16 protein-coding genes are annotated in these 19,690 nt (G+C 55.0%); all 16 read left to right on the top strand.

Annotated elements, in window-relative coordinates; translation table 11 throughout:
• Nucleotides 1-2 precede the first annotated feature (2 nt).
• Entirely contained in the window at nt 3-668 is a 666-nt protein-coding gene (locus J2I47_RS20015; protein ID WP_207366385.1) for a DNA-3-methyladenine glycosylase, read from the top strand.
• A 61-nt stretch (nt 669-729) separates the two neighbouring features.
• On the top strand, nt 730-2,043 hold the full coding sequence (locus J2I47_RS20010) for an MFS transporter (protein ID WP_207366384.1): 1,314 nt from the start codon (nt 730-732) through the stop codon (nt 2,041-2,043).
• A 10-nt stretch (nt 2,044-2,053) separates the two neighbouring features.
• Nucleotides 2,054-2,827, top strand: a complete 774-nt coding sequence (locus J2I47_RS20005) for a sulfite exporter TauE/SafE family protein (RefSeq protein ID WP_229374810.1) — start codon at nt 2,054-2,056, stop codon at nt 2,825-2,827.
• Between the two features lie 563 nt (nt 2,828-3,390).
• Nucleotides 3,391-5,745 carry a GumC family protein gene (locus J2I47_RS20000; protein ID WP_207366383.1) on the top strand — a complete coding sequence of 785 codons (2,355 nt, stop codon included), beginning with the start codon at nt 3,391-3,393 and terminating at the stop codon, nt 5,743-5,745.
• 50 nt (nt 5,746-5,795) lie between these two features.
• Nucleotides 5,796-6,461, top strand: a complete 666-nt coding sequence (locus J2I47_RS19995) for a sugar transferase (RefSeq protein WP_207366382.1) — start codon at nt 5,796-5,798, stop codon at nt 6,459-6,461.
• The gene (locus J2I47_RS19990) at nt 6,455-7,873 is read left to right on the top strand and encodes a flippase (protein ID WP_229374809.1); all 1,419 of its coding nucleotides are present in this window, start codon (nt 6,455-6,457) and stop codon (nt 7,871-7,873) included. The genes J2I47_RS19995 and J2I47_RS19990 overlap by 7 nt, the downstream gene beginning before the upstream one ends.
• 91 nt (nt 7,874-7,964) lie before the next feature.
• Nucleotides 7,965-8,873: a glycosyltransferase family 2 protein gene (locus J2I47_RS19985; RefSeq protein WP_207366381.1), complete on the top strand. Its 909-nt coding sequence runs from the start codon at nt 7,965-7,967 to the stop codon at nt 8,871-8,873.
• Nucleotides 8,874-8,906: 33 nt separating this feature from the next.
• Nucleotides 8,907-10,061 carry a glycosyltransferase family 4 protein gene (locus tag J2I47_RS19980; protein ID WP_207366380.1) on the top strand — a complete coding sequence of 385 codons (1,155 nt, stop codon included), beginning with the start codon at nt 8,907-8,909 and terminating at the stop codon, nt 10,059-10,061.
• Nucleotides 10,058-11,215: a glycosyltransferase family 4 protein gene (locus J2I47_RS19975; protein WP_207366379.1), complete on the top strand. Its 1,158-nt coding sequence runs from the start codon at nt 10,058-10,060 to the stop codon at nt 11,213-11,215. Before J2I47_RS19980 ends, J2I47_RS19975 begins: the two co-directional genes overlap by 4 nt.
• Nucleotides 11,216-12,436, top strand: coding sequence for an O-antigen ligase family protein (locus J2I47_RS19970; RefSeq protein ID WP_207366378.1), 1,221 nt, complete (start codon nt 11,216-11,218; stop codon nt 12,434-12,436).
• Nucleotides 12,437-12,453: 17 nt separating this feature from the next.
• Nucleotides 12,454-13,341 (top strand): glycosyltransferase family 2 protein, encoded by an 888-nt coding sequence (locus J2I47_RS19965; protein ID WP_207366377.1) that lies wholly within the window; start codon nt 12,454-12,456, stop codon nt 13,339-13,341.
• A gap of 100 nt (nt 13,342-13,441) precedes the next feature.
• Entirely contained in the window at nt 13,442-14,692 is a 1,251-nt protein-coding gene (locus J2I47_RS19960) for a glycosyltransferase family 4 protein (RefSeq protein WP_207366376.1), read from the top strand.
• Between the two features lie 23 nt (nt 14,693-14,715).
• Complete coding sequence (locus tag J2I47_RS19955; RefSeq protein ID WP_207366375.1) at nt 14,716-15,489, top strand: WecB/TagA/CpsF family glycosyltransferase; 774 nt, start codon at nt 14,716-14,718, stop codon at nt 15,487-15,489.
• Nucleotides 15,486-16,391, top strand: a complete 906-nt coding sequence (locus tag J2I47_RS19950; RefSeq protein ID WP_207366374.1) for a glycosyltransferase family protein — start codon at nt 15,486-15,488, stop codon at nt 16,389-16,391. Before J2I47_RS19955 ends, J2I47_RS19950 begins: the two co-directional genes overlap by 4 nt.
• Nucleotides 16,392-16,549: 158 nt before the next feature.
• Nucleotides 16,550-18,016, top strand: coding sequence for a right-handed parallel beta-helix repeat-containing protein (locus tag J2I47_RS19945; RefSeq protein WP_207366373.1), 1,467 nt, complete (start codon nt 16,550-16,552; stop codon nt 18,014-18,016).
• Between the two features lie 34 nt (nt 18,017-18,050).
• Nucleotides 18,051-19,688 carry a glycosyltransferase family protein gene (locus tag J2I47_RS19940; RefSeq protein ID WP_207366372.1) on the top strand — a complete coding sequence of 546 codons (1,638 nt, stop codon included), beginning with the start codon at nt 18,051-18,053 and terminating at the stop codon, nt 19,686-19,688.
• Nucleotides 19,689-19,690 lie beyond the last annotated feature (2 nt).

Raw genomic sequence — 19,690 nt, 5'->3', positions numbered from 1 at the left:
CTATGACGCCTAAACAAACTGTACGGTTGACCAATGACCGCCTGCCCCTCGACTTCTACGAAAAACATGATACCCTGACGCTGGCGCAACTGCTGCTGGGCTGTGAACTGGTGCACGAAACCCCGGAAGGTCGCGCGGCGGGCATCATTGTCGAAACCGAAGGCTACATTACCGGCGACCCGGCCTGCCATGCCTACCGCCGCGCCACCACCCGCAACGCGGCCATGTTTGGTCCGGCGGGGACACTCTACGTTTACCAAATCTACAACCATTACAATTGCATCAACGTCGTCACCGGCCCCGAAGGCGTGGGCGAGGCGGTGCTTATTCGCGCCCTGGAGCCTACCGACGGCACCGAATTAATGGCCCTGCGCCGCAACGAAGCCTTCAAAACAGGTTTTGAACGCTACCGCCAAAACACCATTGATCCCACCACTGCCGATGGCTTTCGTAACCTCTGCAACGGACCGGGTAAGCTGGTTATCTCGCTGGGAATCAGCCGGCAGGCCGATAATTTCTCGTCGCTGGTAACGGGGCCGACGCACATAAGTCCGCCCGTGCTGGTCGATTTTGAGCTGGTGACAACCACCCGCATTGGTATTACGCAGGGCGTTGAGTTACCGTATCGGTATTATATAAAGGGCAACCGCTTTGTCAGCAAAAAATAGCTTTGGCGCATTTTTTATCTGACGGACGGGCCATTGGCTGACCGGGGTAGTTTATCTGTTCATGGACCCGTCACTTTCTGCCGTTCCGGTTCGGTCACCGCGCTTTCCGCTGGTGCTGAGCCAAAACCGACCTTTACGGTTTGTTACGTTTTTCTACCTCTATGTCATGCAGGGCGTTCCGGCAGGCTTCGCCACAACGGCGCTGGCCAACTACATTGCCGACGCGGGTATTTCGTCTGACCGGGTAGGTACATTTGTGGCCATGCAGGGCCTGCCGTGGTCGTTCCAGTTTATCTGGGGGCCGTTTATCGACAAGTACCAGAGTAGCCCAATGGGGCGTCGACGGCCCTGGGTACTTGGCGCGCAACTGCTGGCCGTGGTGGCTTCACTTGGTATGCTCACCATCAGCGATCCGCTCAGCAACGTGTATTTATTGGGTCTGACGTTTTTGATCCACAGCACGGTGGCTTCGGTGCAGGATGCGAGCGTAGACGCCATGGCCATTTCCACCATCCCCGATCAGGAGCGCGGGCGAATCAACGCGTTTATGCGGGGCGGCTTTCTGGCCGGCACGGCGCTTGGTGCGGCGGGGCTGGCTGTGGTGCTGAAGCTCCACGGATTTCACGTGGCCGTGCTGGTTCAGTCAGCTTTTTTGCTGACGCTTACCGTCATTACCTTTTTCATTCGTGAGCAACCCCAGCATACACTGTTGCCCGTTGGCAGGCAGTTGGTCACCACCAGACAGGAGCAGCATGAGCACAGCCTCCGCTGGCTTTTCAGCGAACTGTTTCGGGGGCTTTTTGCGCGCGAAAGCCTGCGCTGGTTCCTGCCCATCCTGCTGTTGTATTCCTGCCAGAACGCCTTTATCCGGGCCTACAATATTCACCTGGTGCAGCAACTGAACTGGGACCCCACCGAACTCTCGCAGCTAACGGGCAGCTATGGTATCCTGATCGTGGTGGCTATTCTGCTACTGGGGGGCTGGGCAGCCGACCGGTACGGGGCTAAGCGGCTGTTGCCGTGGATCATGGGAATGAATTTTCTGATCCTGCTCACCTTCAGTCTGGCTGCTCCCTACTGGACCGACCACCGGGTAGCATCGGCGGTGGCGGTGGTCTGGAACATGCTCGACCCCAGCCTGAGCATGATGGCTATCCCGATCCTGATGGCCCTCTGCCGACGCGATGTGGAAGGGTCGCAGTTCACAACCTACATGGCTTTCGTCAATCTGTCAGACATCATTGGCGCCTTTGTATCGGGCCACGCACAGCAGTACATCACGGCCCCCACCATTGGCCTTTGCACAGCTGCCGCCGCAGGCCTTGGACTGGTGTGGATCCTGATCACAACGCGAAAAACGGCTCAGGCTGCCTAATTTCGCCCAGATGATGCCTGACCTGTCTACTCTGCTTACCATTTGCGCGTGTTCTTTCCTGGCCGGTTTCATCGACTCCATTGTGGGTGGGGGGGGACTGATACAAACCCCGGCTTTGCTCATTAACCTGCCCACCTACCCGCTGCCTACGCTACTGGGCACCTCCAAATTTCCCAGCTTGGCGGGAACACTGGTAGGTGCCGTGCAATATACCCGCCGGGTGGTGGTACAATGGAAGCAGCTGTGGCCCATGGCAGCCGTTGCATTTTTAGCCTCCGCCGCGGGGTCATTCACGCTCACCCGCGTGCCCAATGTATTCATGAAGCCGCTGGCGCTGTTGATTCTGATCGGTGTGTTTATCTATACACTGTTGAACCGCAATTTTGGTCAGCAGGTAGTTATTCAATTAACAGACAGACAGTTGCGCACGCGTATGCTGGCGCTGGGTGGGGTCCTGGGGTTCTACGATGGCTTTTTTGGACCGGGTACGGGCAGCTTTCTGGTACTGGGTTTTGTGGGTTGGCTGGGTTTCGATTTTCTGCGGGCCTCTGCCCACGCCAAGTGGGTAAACGTAGCTACAAACCTGGCGAGCCTGCTCTTTTTTGCGTCAAATGGGCATATTCTCTACGCCGTTGCCTTGCCTATGGCTGTGGCCAACCTGTCTGGGGCTACACTAGGTGTTCGGTTGGCGCTATTGCGGGGCAATGGGTTTATCCGTGTATTTTTCCTTTGCGTGATTGCCGCCACTATCCTGCGCTTTTCCTACGATGTTTGGCGTAACTAGCTCACCTACCGCTTAATAAAAAGGTGATGGAGGTATTACCCAATCAATATCACGTAATCTGTAGACTGAATAGGAAGTCTACGTCGCAAATTTGGATTATACCGAGATTATCGACTATGGATAAACTGTACATATGTCATTAATTATCATTTAAAATCACAATCCGTCCCGATTGTACTTATTTATCATATTTTATAACTACACCTATCACCTATTTGGCCCATATTAGATAAAATAGTACTCTGGAATGATATAATACCCGTTTTCCGTATTTTGTAAATTAAACGTTACAACGTTAAAAAGGCCATTTAAACAGTTTTAAGCTATTTTTTGGAAAAGATCGAGCGTTTTTCGGCCTGTTACAGTTTACTCTATACGAAAGATGAAGTTTGTACTTTTCACGGTTGGCCATACCATAGGTTTTACATAAAAGCCGGACTTGAGCCAATCTAAAATTGTTACATTCGCGTATACAATGCTACGTCTACTCAATTGACAGAGTAGATAGAGCGTTGCAGGATTGCAACTCGACTATTGACTTTTTTCCATACTCACGTGCCGTTATGACTAACGACGTTTCGTTTCCCACACCTCATCAGCCCAATCAGTCGTATCAGATTGTTGAAGCCGAATCACCCAGTGTGCGGCCTGTACTGATGCGCTATTTGCGCCAATGGCCCTGGTTCGTGCTATCGGTGGCATTAGGCCTGGCTGGTGCTTATGTGTATCTACTTTATAAGCAACCTACCTACCGCTCTCAGGCCAGCCTGCTCATCATGGATGAGAAGAAAGGTAGTGATCAGGGCAGCATGCTCCGCGAATTGCAGGTGACATCGCCCAAGAAGGTGGTTGAAAACGAGATCGAGATTCTCAAGTCATCTACGCTCATGACGCGGGTGGTCAATAAACTTCACCTCGACAAACAGTATTTCGTCCAGGTGAAATACGGAAAGCGCGAAGTGTTTGGTCCTGAATCGCCTGCTCAGCTGGTGGTAGAAAAAGCCACCCCAGCCTTATACGAAAAACCCCTTACGCTGACGTTTGCCAACGCCAAAACGGTTAGCATCAACGGGCAGTCGTACCCAACCAATCAACTGGTAGAAACGCCATTTGGCTCGTTGCGCGTCAACGCTAAAGACACAGTGTCGGCCAGAACGCCGGTAGTAACCGTACAGGTAGCAAAAGTGGATGACATGGCGCAGGGCTATGCCGAACGCCTGAAAGCCGAACCTACCAGCAAGACGTCGTCGGTGGTGGTGTTGACGCTCGAAGATGCCGTTCCGGCTAAAGGAGAGGCTATCCTGAACGAAGTGATTCGCGAATACAACGAGGCAGCTATCATTGATAAAAATAAAGTAGCCCGCAACACGATCAAGTTTATTCAGGAGCGTTTGAGTGCGGTTGGCAGTGAGCTGTCGGGGGTTGAACGGAAAGTAGAATCGTACAAAACCAGCCGGGGTATCACCGATCTGAGCTCACAGGCGCAGACTTTCCTGCTATCATCGAAAGAGAATGACGCCAAACTGAACGAGGTAAACATTCAGTTGGCTGCCCTCAACGACGTGCAGCGCTACATCAACAGCCAACCCGAAAACCGGGGAGGCACACCCGCTACGGTCGGTTTGAACGATCCTACGCTGTTGAACCAGATCTCAAAGATGTCGGACCTGGAGAACAAGCGTGAGGAAACGGCTCGTACCATGAACGATGGCAGTCCGGCTTTGCAGGCACTGGATGCACAGATCAGGAAAACGAAAAATAACATCAGCGAAACGGTGTCGACTATGAAGTCGATGCTGACATCATCAAAGCAGGGGTATGCAGCCAAGAACAGCGAGATAGAAGGTAAAATCCGGTCTATTCCTGAGCAGGAGCGTGCCCTGATGGACATCTCGCGTCAGCAGGCTATTCAAAGCAATCTGTACACGTATCTCCTGCAGAAGCGCGAAGAAACAGCTGTGGCTTTTGCCGCCGCCATTTCCGACAGCCGCACCGTAGACGAAGCCAAAAGCAGTGGCACACCGGTGAAGCCCGTGAAACCAATGATGTATATGCTCTTTGGCCTGATTGGTTTTCTGCTGCCAATGGGTGCCATCGCCGGGCGTGACCTGATGAATACCCGGGTGAAAAACCGCAACGAAATTGAAGAAACGACGCAGATTCCCATTCTGGGCGAAATCAGCCGCAATCAGGAGCGCAAGCCGCTGGTGATCACTGCCAAAAGCCGCACCATGATTGCTGAACAGATCCGGTCGTTGCGGGCTAACCTCCAGTTTTTGCGTGGCACTAATTCAACCGAAAGCCAGGTAGTGCTGGTTACGTCGAGCATCAGCGGCGAGGGCAAAACGTTTGTGTCGCTTAACCTGGGTGCCTCACTGGCGCTGGTTGACCGGCCAACGGTGATCCTGGAAATGGACCTGCGGTTGTCGAAGCTGCACACGGCCTTCCAGGTAGACAACACGGTAGGCATGAGCAACTACCTGGCTGGCGAGGCTACGCTGGATGAGGTGCTGATGCCTATGCCGGGTCAGGCTAACTACTCGATCATCAGCAGCGGCACCATCAGCGACGACTACAACCCCGCCGAGTTGCTTAGCAGCCCCCGCCTGGGCGAACTGATTGCCGATCTGCGGAAACGCTTCGAATACATCATCATCGACACGCCGCCAATTGGTTTTGTGTCTGATGCTCAGGTTGTTGCGCCCTACGCCGATACCACGCTGTTTGTCGTACGGCACGACGTGACCCCCAAAAATTACCTGAAAATGGTAAACGCGTTGAATCGTGAACAGCGGTTCAACAAGTTGAATATTGTGTTGAATGCAGTAGGTGGCAATGAGTCGTACTACACCAACAACACAAGTAAGAGTGCCTATTACGGTAAGTCAGGGAAAGCCAGAAAGTATTGGCTGTCTTAATGAGCGTGCCTCTTTTGTTTACTAACCCATAAAAATTATCCACACACGTTATGCTAAGCGCAACCAGCCTTGAGCCGGTTCGAGCCAGATTCGAACGTGGCGTTACGTCTAATCAACCGCTTTACCGGGACATCGCCAAGCGCGGGTTTGACCTGGCAGTAGCCGGTGTGGTTACGTTAACGGTCCTTTCCTGGCTGTTACCCCTATTGGCTCTGCTGATTCGACTATCGTCGCGGGGACCTGCTTTGTTTGTGCAGGTTCGGTCGGGACGGAATGGACGGCAATTTCCATGTCTCAAATTTCGTACCATGACCTACAACCCAGGGGCTGAATTCAAACAAGCTGAGCAGGGTGACTCGCGGGTAACGCCCATTGGTCGTATTCTGCGGAAAACGAACCTCGACGAGATGCCCCAGTTTCTGAACGTACTGGCTGGTCACATGAGCGTGGTAGGTCCGCGCCCACACCCGCTACCACTCGACGCCAAGTTCTGGCACGTGATGCCCGGCTATAAGGACCGTTATAAAGTGAAACCCGGTATCACGGGGTTGGCACAGTCGCGGGGGGCACGTGGTGAAACCCGCGAAGACCACCAGATGAAGCTCCGTATTCGTTACGACCGCATGTATATCCATCGGCAGTCGCTGTCGCTCGACGCCCGCATCTGCTGGTGGACGGTGAAGGCCGTATTCATGGGCAATAAAAACGCATGGTAGGAGCCAGTCCCGATGTAGAAACCCGGCCTCTGGTAACAGGTACGGCTGCCGAAGTACCCCCGCAGGAAACGCCGGAGGGGCAGCCCATGCTGTCGAAGCCCACGCTGCGCCGGTTTGCAGTCAACGTAGCGTCGCTGTTCAGCGTGCAGGTAGCCAACTTTCTGCTGCCCATTCTGACGGTACCCTACGTAGTGCGCATCATCGGGCCGGATAAGCTGGGGCTGCTCAACTTCTCGCTGGCCTACATTGCCTACTTCACGCTGCTGATCAACTACGGCTTTGAGATGGCGGCGGTCAGGGCCATTGCCTCCAACCGCTACAACAAGGCTGTTGTCGACAAAATTTTTAGTGAAGTCATTGCTGGTAAAGTAGTGCTGTGGGTGTTGTCGTCGGTGATTTTCGGGTTTGTTACCTACCTGAACCCGCAATTCAGGGAACACGCTTGGCTGCACATCTGCACCTACATCACAACCATTGCCATGGTGCTGTCGCCGTTTTGGGTGTACCAGGCCATGGAAGATCTGAGCCGGGTGGCGGTGTTTAACCTGGTGGTGAAAGTGCTGGTGACCGCGTCGGTGTTTTTATTCATCCGCGAAGCCAACGACTACATCTATCAGAACCTGTCACTGAGCGTATCGCAGGTGGCCATCAATGTAGTGGCGCTCGGTATTGCGGTGAAGCGGTTCAAGATCACGTTTGCGTGGCCATCGGTGGCGCGGCTCATCAATCGGTTCAAGGAAGACAGCACGCTGTTTTTCTCGTCGGTTATGATCACGATCTACGCCAGCTCGACGGTGTTTTTTCTGGGGCTGCTCAGCACATCGTATCAGGTCGGGATATTCTCGGCGGGCACGCGGCTGGAGGGCATCGCCCGGTCATTTGTTGCCCTGGCCCTGAACCAGGCGTTTTTCCCCATTGTGGCTAATGCTTTTGGGAAAGGACGCGAAAACGGCCTCCGGTTGGTGCAAACGGCGTTTCTGCCCCTGGTGGGGTTGATGGTGCTGATCACGATTGGCCTCTGGATCATTGCACCTTATTTCGTGAATCTGTTCTACGGCGCGGCCTTTGCCGATGCCATTCCGGTGTTGCGGATTGTGGCGTTTCTGCCCATCATCATCGGAGCCAGCAACCTGCTGGGCATGCACACGATGCTGAACCTACGCATGGACAAGGCGTTTTTCGGGATCACGGCCATTGGGTCGGTGGTGGGGCTGGTACTCAACGTATGGCTCATCAAAAGCTACGGCTACACCGGCGCGGCCTACGCTTGGGTGCTGGCCGAACTGTACATTATGCTGGCCATGTTTGGCTACCTGTATTACAAAGGCGTAAGAATTATTCAACGTGAAACCATCCAGGAAGCCATTGCCTTTGGCAAAGCGCGGCTGGGGAGAAAGAAGTTCAAGGTTTAATGGTTAAGGTCTAACGTTGCTTCGCGGGGGGGGCGTCGCACGCGAAGCAACGTTAGACCTTAACCATTAAACCTTGATACTCAATAAAGTTATGGAAACAGTAGCAGCAGTGGTGGTGACGTTCAACCGCCTGAATGACCTGAAAATTTGCATCGACACCTTGCGGGCGCAGACCCGGAAGCTCGACGTGATTTACGTCATCAACAACGGTAGCACCGACGGCACCGACGAGTGGCTGGCCACCCAACCTGATCTAACCGTGACGACGCAGGCCAACCTGGGTGGCGCCGGTGGCTTTGCCACGGGTATTCAGACGGCCTACAACGGCGGGTCTACCTGGCTCTGGTGCATGGACGACGATTGTGTGGCGGCACCCGATGCGCTGCAAAAATTGCTCGAATCGCCCAACCTGGGGCCATGCATCAAGAATTCAATGTCGGTAAGCGCCAAAGATCATAGTGAGCTGGCGTTTTACGTAGACCGGCCAAACCGGACCTACCGCACCGTGAGCGACATGACGCAGTTTGACCTGATCTACGGTGTGGCATCGTTCTTCAACGGCACGCTGATCCACTCGGAGGTGGTGAAAACGGTGGGCACTCCCGATGTGAAACTGTTTATCTGGGGTGACGAAGTTGAGTACATGACGCGGACGATCAAAAACGGTTTCCCCGTGGTCACTGTGCCGGCTTCGATCTTTTATCACCCACCCTCGTTCGACCGCAATGGTATTCCCTGGCCCGGTGCCTGGAAGCAGTACTATGCCGTGCGCAACCAGCGGCGGGTGTTCCAGAACGTGCACGGCGACGCCTACGGTATGGCGGTTTTTGCCAAATGGGCACTGGGTCAGACCATGGAACAGGCGCGCACCAAACGCACCAACCGCCTCTACAACTTCCTCATTTTCGGCGAAGCGGCCATTGATAGCCTGATCAACAATTTCCGCAAACGTCCCGATAACATTCTCACGCTGAGGCTGTATAAGTACATGCATAAATGAGTTTAAGGTCTGACCCTTGAACTCCCTTCAAAAATGAACGTTCTGATCGTCACTTTCTTAGCGACTTATTCTCCGTCGGGCGTGGTTACGTATTACCGCACCCTGTCGCAGGATCTGGTGCGCCGTGGCCATCAGGTAACGGTGGTGGAAACAACCGATACGCCGCCGTTCTGGAATAAACTGCTCAATATTATCGGCCATGTTTTCAACCGGTTAGGTACCGTGAGCCGGGTGATCTGGTTTGAGCTGTCCTACTTCGTGCGGTTGTATCTGGGTGCACGGGCGCGGCGGACCGAAGCGTTCGACGTGATCCACGCGCAGGATGTGCGGTCGGGGGTGGCGGCGTGGCTGGCGCTGGGTAAGAAAGTGCCGGTGGTGCTGACCTGCCATTTCAACGATGACCCTGTTACTGAGCTTACTACCGCCAACAAGCTGCCCGGCTGGCTTCAGAAACAGCTTACGCGCTGGTATGGCTACCTGTTTTCGCAGGTGAGAAACTACGTGTTCGTTTCGGATTACGCTTATCAGAAATCGAAGCATCTGTTGCCCGCCGATGTCAACAAGGTGATTCTGTACAACACGGTTTCGGCGGAAATCGCTACGGCTACCATCACGCACGAAGCGAGCGAAGAGGGACTCACCATCAGCAACGTGGGTTATGTCGATGAGCGAAAAAATCAGAAACTTCTGATCGAAGTTGGTGACGAATTGAGACGGCGGGGTGTCGAAAAGTTCAACATCTGGCTTATCGGCGATGGCCCAAAACGAACGGAATATGAGCAACTGGTGGCTGAGTTGAAGTTAACAGACCACGTCACGTTCTATGGTCGGCAGGCGGCCCCGTGGCGGCTGGTGGCCCAAACGGATCTGTACGTACACACGGCCCTTAACGACAACTGCCCCTACAGCATCATTGAGGCCATGGCCGTACAGACACCAGTACTAGCCCTGCCTGTAGGGGGTATTCCCGAAATGGTACCGGGCCACGACGGGCTCTTGAAAAGTACTGATGCCGAAGGGGTTACGGATGAGATACTCCATTACTTCGATCCGGCCGAACGCAAGACGCTGGCCATTCGGCAGGCCGATTTTGCGGCAGTCCATTTCGACCACGAAACGGCATTAACGCGCCTGATTACGTTTTACGACCAGGCGCTCAACGAACCATTATCTGTTCTCAACGCATGATCAACGCACTCTGGCTGGCCCCGGCTCCGCACCCGGCCAAACCTGGCCACCCCATGCCCTGGATGACTGCTCTGGCTGCCCGGCTGGTCGCTACGGGACAGGTGCGGATTACGGTGGTGAGCTATAACCACGCCATTGAGCAGGACGAAGAGACCGTACGCGACGGGGTCCGGTACATTTTTTTGAAAGTCCCCGACGACAAGATCGATCTGCTCACAGGCTATGCGCGGCGCGTGCGGCGGGTACGTGAATACGTCAACGAAATCGGGTCGCAGTATGATCTGGTGCATATTCACGGCACCGAACAGCAGTACGCCGCCATGGGGTCTGGCCTCACGGTACCGAAGGTGCTGAGCGCACAGGGTTTTGTAACGGAATACTACAAGTACCTGCCCAAAAAGCCCGAATACCGGCATGCGTCGTGGGCGGTGGCCAGCTATTACGAGAAGAAGTACGCGCCCAGCGTTCGCCACTACATTGGCCGCACGCACTGGGATAAGGCCATTATTAAGCAACTACAACCCGACGCCATCATTCACCACAACTGGGAACTGATGCGTCCGGAATTCTACGAGCCCATCGACGCGACGGCCAATGCCAACGCCGATGCCATGCTGTTTGTGGGTGGCCTCAACGACATCAAAGGCATTCGGGAAGCCCTGAAAGCCCTGAATATCCTGCGGCAGAAGTTGCCCATCCGCCTGATAGTGACCGGCTATGGCGATACCGCTATGCTGGTCGACCTGGCCCAGTCGCTCGATCTGCCCAATGTACCGGCGTCGGCGCTGGAACACCGGGGGATGCTGTCGGCCCCGCAACTGTGGTCAGCGTATCACGAAGCGTTTTGCCTGCTACACCCGTCCTACATCGACAATAGCCCCAACAGCGTGTCGGAGGCCCAGCTGGCGGGTTTGCCGGTAGTAGCCAGTGACGTAGGCGGCGTATCGTCGATGATCGATTCGGGCGAAACGGGCATCCTGACTTCGCTTGAGCCGGTCGACATTGCCCGGGGTGTAGAGCAGCTCTGGGAAAGCAAAGACCTGCGGCAGCGCATCGCCCGGCAGGCCCGGCACATTGCGCTGGAGCGTTTCGACGCCAAGCACATCACCGATGAGACGAAGGCCATTTATGAACGCGTGTTGAGCAACCCGTAAATGAAGATCTGGATTCACCGTATTGCCCTGTTCATCCTGCTCTTCGGAGTCAGTTCGATGACGTATGGCTTTAACCAGCTTAGCCCCGTCCTCACCGCTATGGTGAACCTGGGTGGGGTGGTGGGTGCCGCCGGGCTTATGTTTTTCTACTTCACCTACCCCGGCCCCTATAAGCTGGTGGCCTGGGTGATCACGCTGAGCGTCATTGCGCTGGTGATCGAGTCGCTGCACCTCTACAACCAGTATGTGTACTCGTTTTTTGTCATTAAACGCTTGGCCTACTGTGGTCTGGCTCTGGTCACGTTTTATGTGGCCCCCCGTGCGGGTGAGGTCAAGATGAAGTGGGTGGTCAACGCCATTTTGGTCATGTATGTGGTAGGTCAGGTTTTCACAGGCCGCATTCTGGAGTACGGTTTTACGTCTGAATCGCGCACCACGGCGGCCTTCGAGGCGCTGTACCTGGTGATTCCGTTCCTGTATTTCCTGCTCGAATACATGCAGCATGGTCGCCGGGTTGACCTGCTGAAAACGCTGGCCGTGTTTGGGGTCATCTTTATTCTGTTGCACCGCTCGGTCATTTCCACGGCCCTGTTTGCCATGCTGGTTGTTTTCGGTTTAAGTGCCATTGGTAAGGTGGCCACCGCCAACCTGCGCCTGGGCAATATGCTTTCTACACTGCTGGTGCTGGCCCTGATCGGGTTGCCATTTGCGGGAATTTTGTCGCCGAAGAAAACGGCAGCGTTTTTCGAGAACATCGGCGGCATTGCCAAACCGTCGGAAGACGAAACCGGTAGCTGGCGGCTCGAACAGTCGACCTACTATTGGAAAGGCATTGTGCAACGGCCCATGCTGGGCTGGCGTTACGAAGGTTACGACAAAGGCGAGATCATGGAAAACGAAGATTTTGCCTCGAAAGGCACCGTTATCCACTCGCAATACATCGATATGCTCTACAATTACGGCATTGCGGGCTTGCTGCTGAACCTGTTCATTGTCGTCACTACGCTCTGGATCATGTACCAGCGCAACCGGAAGATGTCGTCTGAACAGACGTTGCTCTTCGCATTCATTATCAGCGGATTGCTGTTTGGCGTGTCGTATCAGTTGCCGCTCTTTTTTTGGTCCTTTACCGGGCTGGGCATGTTCTACGGCATCTACCAGCGCCGGGTAACCACGGTGCCGCAACAGAAGCCAGCGGTGAAGGCATACGCATCGACTTAAGTTTTTCAGTTTACGTTATGATCACAATCGTTATTCCTGTTCACAACCGAAAAACCCTGACACAGCAGTGCCTGGGCTATTTGGCCGCGCAGACGTACCGCAACTTCCGCGTGATCGTCGTCGATGACGGGTCGACGGATGGAACAAGTCAGATGATTCAGGACGAATTTCCCGACACGCTGATTATTCGCGGCACGGGCAATTTGTGGTGGACCGAGGCCACCAACTGGGGTATCCGTTTCGCACAGGAACACCCCGCGCCGGGCTATGAGGAGCACTTTATCCTGACCCTCAACGACGACACGGTGGTGCGTCCCGACTACCTGCAAACGCTGCTGGACACCTACGAACAGCACAAACCCTGTCTGGTAGGCTCGCCCAGCGCCGACGTGAATTCGCCCGAAAAACTGCGCTTTGCCGGCACCCATATGGAACTGTGGTTTGCTTCGGGCCGTGATGCCGCCGCCGACTACAACTACGACTACAACGAACTGCTGCGGCGCACTGACTTTGTCCAGTCCGATTCGTTGCCGGGGCGGGGTACGCTGATTCCGATGAGCGTTTTCGACAAGATCGGCCTGTATGATTCCAAGCGGTTTTCGCACTACATGTCCGACATCGAGTTTTCGGTACGGGCCAAGAAAGCTGGTTTTCCGCTGATTATCAGCACAAAAAGCATGGTGCTGGAATATACCGATGCCACGGGGCTGTTTCTGAGCGCAAAAGAGAAGGAGACCTGGAAAGATTTCGTTACCAGCTTCACGTCTATCCGCTCGCCAACAAACCTGACCGTGCGCTACAACTTTGCCCTGGCTCACGGCAAGACCAAACACCTCTACTTCCTCGTCGACGTGCTGCGCATTTCGATGGGCTTTCTGAAGCGTAAATACCTGATGGCGAAGTGAATACTATGGGCCGCAGATTTTTATGATGCTTACGATTATTTAAGATCATAAGCCATCATAAAGATCATAACCATCAGCGGTCCATCAGCACATAACGAAGATGAAAACAATCCTGCTCTCAGCTTATGCCTGTTTGCCCAACCACGGATCGGAGGAGGGCAACGGCTGGAACTACGCCACGCTGCTGAGCGAGGCCGGATTGCGCGTGCACTGCATTACGCAGGAAAACTTCCGGGACCGGATTGAACCGGCCCTGGCGGCGGGGCATTACCCCAACCTGACGATGCATTACGTGGCCCTGCCCAACTGGCTCAACAAGGCCTATGGCAACATGGTGGGGCTGTATATGCACTATCTGTACTGGCAGTGGAAAGCCGCCGCCAAAGCCCGTAAACTGGACGCCGAACATGATTTTGCCTTGGTACATCACGTTACCTACAGCAGCATTCAGCTGGGTAGTTTCATGTACCGTGTGGGCAAGCCGTTTTTGTTTGGTCCGGTGGGCGGTGGGCAGCAGGCGCCGGTGGCCTTCAGGCGGTATTTCGGGCCGTATTGGTCGCGCGAGAAAATCCGCGACGTGGTCAGTCAGGTGTTGTCGTTTATCAATCCGGGCTTTTTCCATACCGTCAACGTGGCCGATCAGGTGCTGATTTCCAACGAAGACACTATGGAGATGGCCCGCGTGCTGCGGAAAGACAAACCCCTGGGCCGCATGCTCGACGCGGGGCTAACCACCTCGTTCATGCCCACGGAGGCCATCAGGCGACAGCCGGGACCAACCATGAATCTGCTGTGGGTAGGTCGGATGCTACCGCGGAAGGGCATTGAACTGACCATCGAGGCGTTTAGCAAAGTCGACAAAACGCTGCCCATCAGGCTCACCATTGTGGGCGGACAGGGCGAGATGGCTGAGTTTGTACCTGGCTATCTGGAAACATACGACGTGGCCGACCGCGTAGACTGGGTGGGGCACGTACCCTATGACCGCGTGAAGGAATATTTTCGTGAGTCGGACGTGTTCTTCTTTACGAGCCTCCGCGATTCGTGCCCCATGCAGGTGATGGAAGCCATGGCCTACTCTATGCCGGTGGTAACGCTGGCCCTGCACGGGCAAAACGAGCTTGTCAGCGAACAGACGGGTATAAAAGTGCCCGTACAGACCCCGGAACAGGTGGTGAACGACCTGGCGCGGGGTATTGAGTGGCTATATCACCACCCCGCCGAACGGCAGCAAATGGGCCAGACGGCCTACGAAACGGCGCAGCAGCAGGTGTGGTCGAACAAAATAAAACGCTTCACCGACGAGATCTATCCAAGCCTGGTGGGGGAGAAGGTTATGAACAATGTATAGTGTACGTTATACATTAACACAATATGAAACACGTTGACACACAGCCTCAAACACGCCGACGGGTGGTTAGCCTTGACCTCACGCTGATGCCGTATGCCGATTTTCGGGACGACATTCTGGCGGCGGCGGCACGGGGCGAATCGCGGACGGTTTGCTTTGCCAACGTGCACATGGTGATCGAAGCGAGCCAGAACCCAACGCTGGCCCGCGACGTGAATGGAGCCGATTGGGTAGCTGCCGATGGCATGCCGCTGGTGTGGTCACTGAAGAAACTGTATGGTATTGAGCAGGATCGATTAGCCGGCATGGACCTGATGCCCAGCCTGCTGGAAGGGGCCGCCGCACAACAGTTGCCCGTTTATTTCTACGGCTCCACCGACGACGAACTGGCGCGGGCCGTGGCCGTCTGCGCCGAACGGTACCCCCGTTTGCAGGTGGCTGGTACCTATTCGCCGCCGTTTCGCCCGCTGGCTGACCAGGAAGAGCGGGACATAACGGCTCGTATCAGCGCATCGGGTGCCAAACTGGTGTTTGTGGCGCTGGGCTGTCCCAAGCAGGAGCGCTGGATAGCCCGGATGCGCGGTCAGATACCGGCGGTGCTGTTGGGTATTGGCGGGGCCTTGCCGGTGCTGACAGGGTCGGTGAACCGTGCGCCCGCCTGGGTGCGCAACGCCGGCCTGGAGTGGGGTTACCGCCTGATGCAGGAGCCACGCCGCTTGTTCAAACGCTATTTCACCACCAACTCCCTGTTCATCTGGGCGTTGACGAAACAATTACTAAAACAGAAACAACCATGAACGCACCAATCATCCTATTCGCCTTCAAGCGGGTCGACGATCTGGCCGCTACGGTAACTGCCCTGAAAGCCAATTACCTGGCCGCCGAAAGTGAACTGTACATTTTTCAGGATGCACCCAAGCCCGATAAAATGGAGATCGACGGTCCCAAGGTGGCTGAGGTACGCGCCCTGCTGGACAGCATTACGGGTTTCAAGAAAATTCACCGCGACTACGCCGAAGCCAACATTGGCTGTGCCGATTCCATTATCCGGGGTATCACCCACGTGCTGAACAGGCACGAAACGGCCATTATTGTGGAAGATGACCTGATCACGTCGCCCAATTTTCTGGACTACATGAACCAGTGCCTGAAGCAGTACAAAACAAACAAGCGGGTTTATTCTATTGCGGGCTACACATTTCCCTTCCAACGCCCTGCCGACTATAAGTTTGATGCGTATTTCGTGCCGCGCCACAGCCCCTGGGGTTGGGCTACCTGGGCCGACCGCTGGCATTCCATTGACTGGGACGTAGCAGATTACAACGAGTTCAAGCAGGACCGGGAGTTGGTGAAAGCTTTTGAACAGGGTGGCGCTGATCTGGGCCGGATGCTGCGGCGGCAGATGGAAGGCGAAATCGACGCCTGGGATATCCGCTATTGCTACAGCCGGTTCAAAGCCAACGGCCTCACGATCTACCCCACGCAGTCGAAGGTGCAGAACATTGGTTTTGGCGCCGACGCCACGCATACCGACATTTTTAACCGGTACAAAACGGAACTGGATGCGGGCACCCAACGCCAGTTCATACTACCCCCCGTGGTGGAAACCACACCGTATTACCACAAAAAAACGCTGCAACGCTACAGCTTCGCCACCCGGCTCTACAACCGGCTCAAGACCTACGCAGGCATGCGGTAGACAGCATGTTTTTTGGACAAGAGTTCTTTTGACAGGATTATCAGGATGGCAGGATGAACAGGATTTTCTTGTTCGTTTCTGAGAATGGATTGAAAAAATCCCGTTCATCCCGCCATCCTGATAATCCTGTCAAAAAAAATACTACTCAACATAATACTATGAAAATCAATCACTTAATGCATCTCATTCTGCTGCTGACGATGCCGTTGCTGCTAAGCTACTGCAAGCCGGCGGAGGTAGACCCCGACACGCTGATTCGGACTACGGCTACCGACACGCTCACCATTGCGGGCGTGCGCGGCATGACCAAGCTCGACGTTCCGGGTACGATTCAGATTACCGACGCCGGACGACAGGGTACGTTTCGGCTCATGCCGTCTGACAAAACATCGGCCGACAACATGGGCACGGTGCTGGTAACGGCCAACGGACGTCGCTACGTGCGGCAGTACATGGGCGCAGCCAACGCATTCTGGTTTGGCATCACCCCCGCCGACGATGACATTGGTCCCGAACTACAGGCCGCCGTCGATGCCGCCGTTGAGCTGGTTATTCCCGACGGTGTTTATACCCAACGCACCACGGTACGCCTGCCCGGCAACCGTATTCTGCGGGCTAATCCGGGGAAGGTAACCATCAAGTTGCCCGCTACGTACGTGTCGCTGGCCAGTCCGGTCAGCAGTAGCCTTGCCTTTGACAACGTTACCCTCGACGGGCTGGGCTGGGCGGTATCCTCGCAGGAAAAGGGCACCTATGGGGTAATTACCATCGACGGTCCGTCGGTGAATAACCTGACCATTCAGAACTGCACGAGCACAGACGCCGCCGCCAAAGACAGCACCAACTTCCTGACGCTGAAAATTCAGACGGGCAAAAAGGCTAACAACGTGGTAATTCAGAACAACACGATTGGCGCGAAGCGCATGGCCTTCGAGATTTTCAACCACGACAACTTTAACGTTTACGCCGGTACCAACATCCGGGTAGCGGGCAACGTGATTCACGACTGCCGTTTTGGCATCTCACTATCGGGTCCTCTGGATGGTAACACGGTGGTTGATAACGAGTTGCGCAACTGTAGTTTGTACGGTATCGAGATTGCCGGTGCCCTGCGTAACGTAGTCATCACAAACAACCGATTTGCTGGTAAGTTTGACAAGCTCATCATCGGGTCGAATGACGGGCAGGGTAACGGCACCTTGCAGGGCGGCATGGAAGTGTCGGGCAACCGTACGCTGGGCACCTGCGTGGGCGGTGTACAACTATTCAACGCCGGTACGGCCAACGTAAACCGTAACAGCCTGTCGCTGACGGGGCGGCTGGAGATTATTTCACCGTCGAGCAACGGGGGTACGTATAGCCAAAACGTAATCGAAACCACCGGCGACAATGCAGTGATCTGTGACAACGCCCCCAACAATAAATTTGTGAATAACACCTTCTCGAACCGCACAAACGGAGCCAATATTGCCACCTTCCGCGCCTATGGTGCTGGTGCCCAAAATGTTACGCTGTCGGGCAACCGCATCATCAAAGGCACTGGTGGCGTGGCTTTCGACGCCGTGAATGGGGCTGTGCTGACGGCTACTGACAACATCAACGAAGTCGGCACGCTGATTCCGTAACCGCGTTCATGTATCGGAGCACTTTTCATCACCAATGACACGTAAGCCAACCCAACCAACTGTTCTGAGCGTTTGCCTGTTTTTACTGCTGGCTGTGCCGGTGGCGGCATCGCTGTTTTTTCGGGAACCGTGGCTCTGGATGGATGAAGTGATCAGCTACACCCTACTTACCGACCCGTCGCTGGGGCATGTGAACAAGGCCGTAGTGAGTGGTATGGATGCCAACCCGCCCCTGTTCGTCAATATGTACTGGCTGCTGGGGCACGGTATATCGGTCAACCTGTTTTTTTTGAAAAGCATTTCCATTGGGCTGTTTGCCCTTACGGGAGTGCTTTTCTTCCGGTACACTACCCGGCTGATTGGTACGCCGGTGCTCAATTTTGTGCTGCTGACTGCCATAATGAGCCTGACGTTTCTGAATTATGTGCTGGCCACGCAGATCAGAACCTATGCCCTGTATTTGCTGCTGACGGTGGGTTTTGTGCTTTCGGCGCACCGGCTCATTCACGCACCCAACAGTGGCAAATGGCTGCTGGCGCACGTGGGCATTGGCTTTTTGATGCTCATGAGCCACAACGTGGGCCTGTTCTACATGGCCTCGTCGATGGGTTTTTTCGGGCTGTTGTGGCTGGTGTCGGGGCAGCGTAGGTATGGATTGATTACGGCCGCCCACCTGGTTTGTTTTGGGTTATGGTACGTTAGCTGGTACCCGCAGTTTGCCATTCAGGCTGAGGCGGGCAAGCCCCACTCCTGGATTCCGGTGCCCACGTTTCTGTCTTCTTTCAACACCGTCGGCGAACTGCTGCCGAGCCCTTCGTCGCAGCTGGAGCATAGCCCGCTTTTTAGCTGGCTTCCGGTGGCGCGGGTAGGCTTTGTACTGGCGTTGTTGGTTTATGTGGCCATTCCCAAACTTCGTGGCGGCTGGCGGGGGGTGGTGGCTGATCCGGCGTTTTCGTTTTTCCTGCTGTCGTGTGTGGTCACGCTGGGCACCTTGGCAATTGCGCTGGTGGTGTCGCTGGTGCATACGTCTGTGTTCCTGAGCCGATATTTCTGGCCGAGTCACCTGCTGCTGGCCTATGGGCTGCTCTATGCCATATATACGCTGGCACCCCAGGTTCAGCATTGGCTGCGCAGTTGGCCCCGGTTGGGTACAGTCTTCCAGACAGGGTCGGCGTCGATGGCCTTCCTGACCGTGTATGGGCTATTGCTGATTGGGTTTGTGTTTTATCAAAGCCGGAAGGTGCGGCAATTTCCCAGCGGTATTGTGCCGTACCTATCGCAGCTGAACCCCCGTTATCCCGTCTTTTTCGAGTCGGCAGATTATTTCCTGCCCGTCTGGCATTACCACCTCGCCCCCGCCCGTTACCTCCTCGACTGGCCATCGGCCAATGCAACGGGCAACTTACCCAACGCCACCGTCGACTATAACATCATCAACGGCCTGCGGACCTACTATGGCGTTCATTCCATAATGCCTACGCAGGAACTGATGGGTGTTGCTGGTCGTAACGGTGTTGATTCGGCCGCTGATGGGCACTTTTATGTAGTCGACGAGGCAAGCCGGTATCAGTTCGAGCGGCTCATCCGGGCCAACTACGTGCGCGTCATTCGTCGGCTACCAGTCAACATTGCCGGGCATCAGATCCTGGAATGCACCCTGACAAAAGGGTAAGA

The sequence above is a fragment of the Fibrella rubiginis genome (assembly GCF_017353185.1).
In the GTDB taxonomy this organism is placed as follows: Bacteria; Bacteroidota; Bacteroidia; order Cytophagales; family Spirosomataceae; genus Fibrella; species Fibrella rubiginis.
Note: the sequence above shows the minus strand (reverse complement) of the source record. Positions and strands in the feature narration are given on the sequence as shown.

Coding starts and splice junctions, on each gene's coding strand:
- J2I47_RS19960 (WP_207366376.1), top strand. CDS start 13,442: ATGAAAACAATCCTGCTCTCAGCTTATGCCTGTTTGCCCAACCACGGA.
- J2I47_RS19945 (WP_207366373.1), top strand. CDS start 16,550: ATGAAAATCAATCACTTAATGCATCTCATTCTGCTGCTGACGATGCCG.
- J2I47_RS19990 (WP_229374809.1), top strand. CDS start 6,455: ATGGTAGGAGCCAGTCCCGATGTAGAAACCCGGCCTCTGGTAACAGGT.
- J2I47_RS19970 (WP_207366378.1), top strand. CDS start 11,216: ATGAAGATCTGGATTCACCGTATTGCCCTGTTCATCCTGCTCTTCGGA.
- J2I47_RS19940 (WP_207366372.1), top strand. CDS start 18,051: ATGACACGTAAGCCAACCCAACCAACTGTTCTGAGCGTTTGCCTGTTT.
- J2I47_RS19955 (WP_207366375.1), top strand. CDS start 14,716: ATGAAACACGTTGACACACAGCCTCAAACACGCCGACGGGTGGTTAGC.
- J2I47_RS19980 (WP_207366380.1), top strand. CDS start 8,907: ATGAACGTTCTGATCGTCACTTTCTTAGCGACTTATTCTCCGTCGGGC.
- J2I47_RS20000 (WP_207366383.1), top strand. CDS start 3,391: ATGACTAACGACGTTTCGTTTCCCACACCTCATCAGCCCAATCAGTCG.
- J2I47_RS20005 (WP_229374810.1), top strand. CDS start 2,054: ATGATGCCTGACCTGTCTACTCTGCTTACCATTTGCGCGTGTTCTTTC.
- J2I47_RS19985 (WP_207366381.1), top strand. CDS start 7,965: ATGGAAACAGTAGCAGCAGTGGTGGTGACGTTCAACCGCCTGAATGAC.
- J2I47_RS20015 (WP_207366385.1), top strand. CDS start 3: ATGACGCCTAAACAAACTGTACGGTTGACCAATGACCGCCTGCCCCTC.
- J2I47_RS19950 (WP_207366374.1), top strand. CDS start 15,486: ATGAACGCACCAATCATCCTATTCGCCTTCAAGCGGGTCGACGATCTG.
- J2I47_RS20010 (WP_207366384.1), top strand. CDS start 730: ATGGACCCGTCACTTTCTGCCGTTCCGGTTCGGTCACCGCGCTTTCCG.
- J2I47_RS19975 (WP_207366379.1), top strand. CDS start 10,058: ATGATCAACGCACTCTGGCTGGCCCCGGCTCCGCACCCGGCCAAACCT.
- J2I47_RS19995 (WP_207366382.1), top strand. CDS start 5,796: ATGCTAAGCGCAACCAGCCTTGAGCCGGTTCGAGCCAGATTCGAACGT.
- J2I47_RS19965 (WP_207366377.1), top strand. CDS start 12,454: ATGATCACAATCGTTATTCCTGTTCACAACCGAAAAACCCTGACACAG.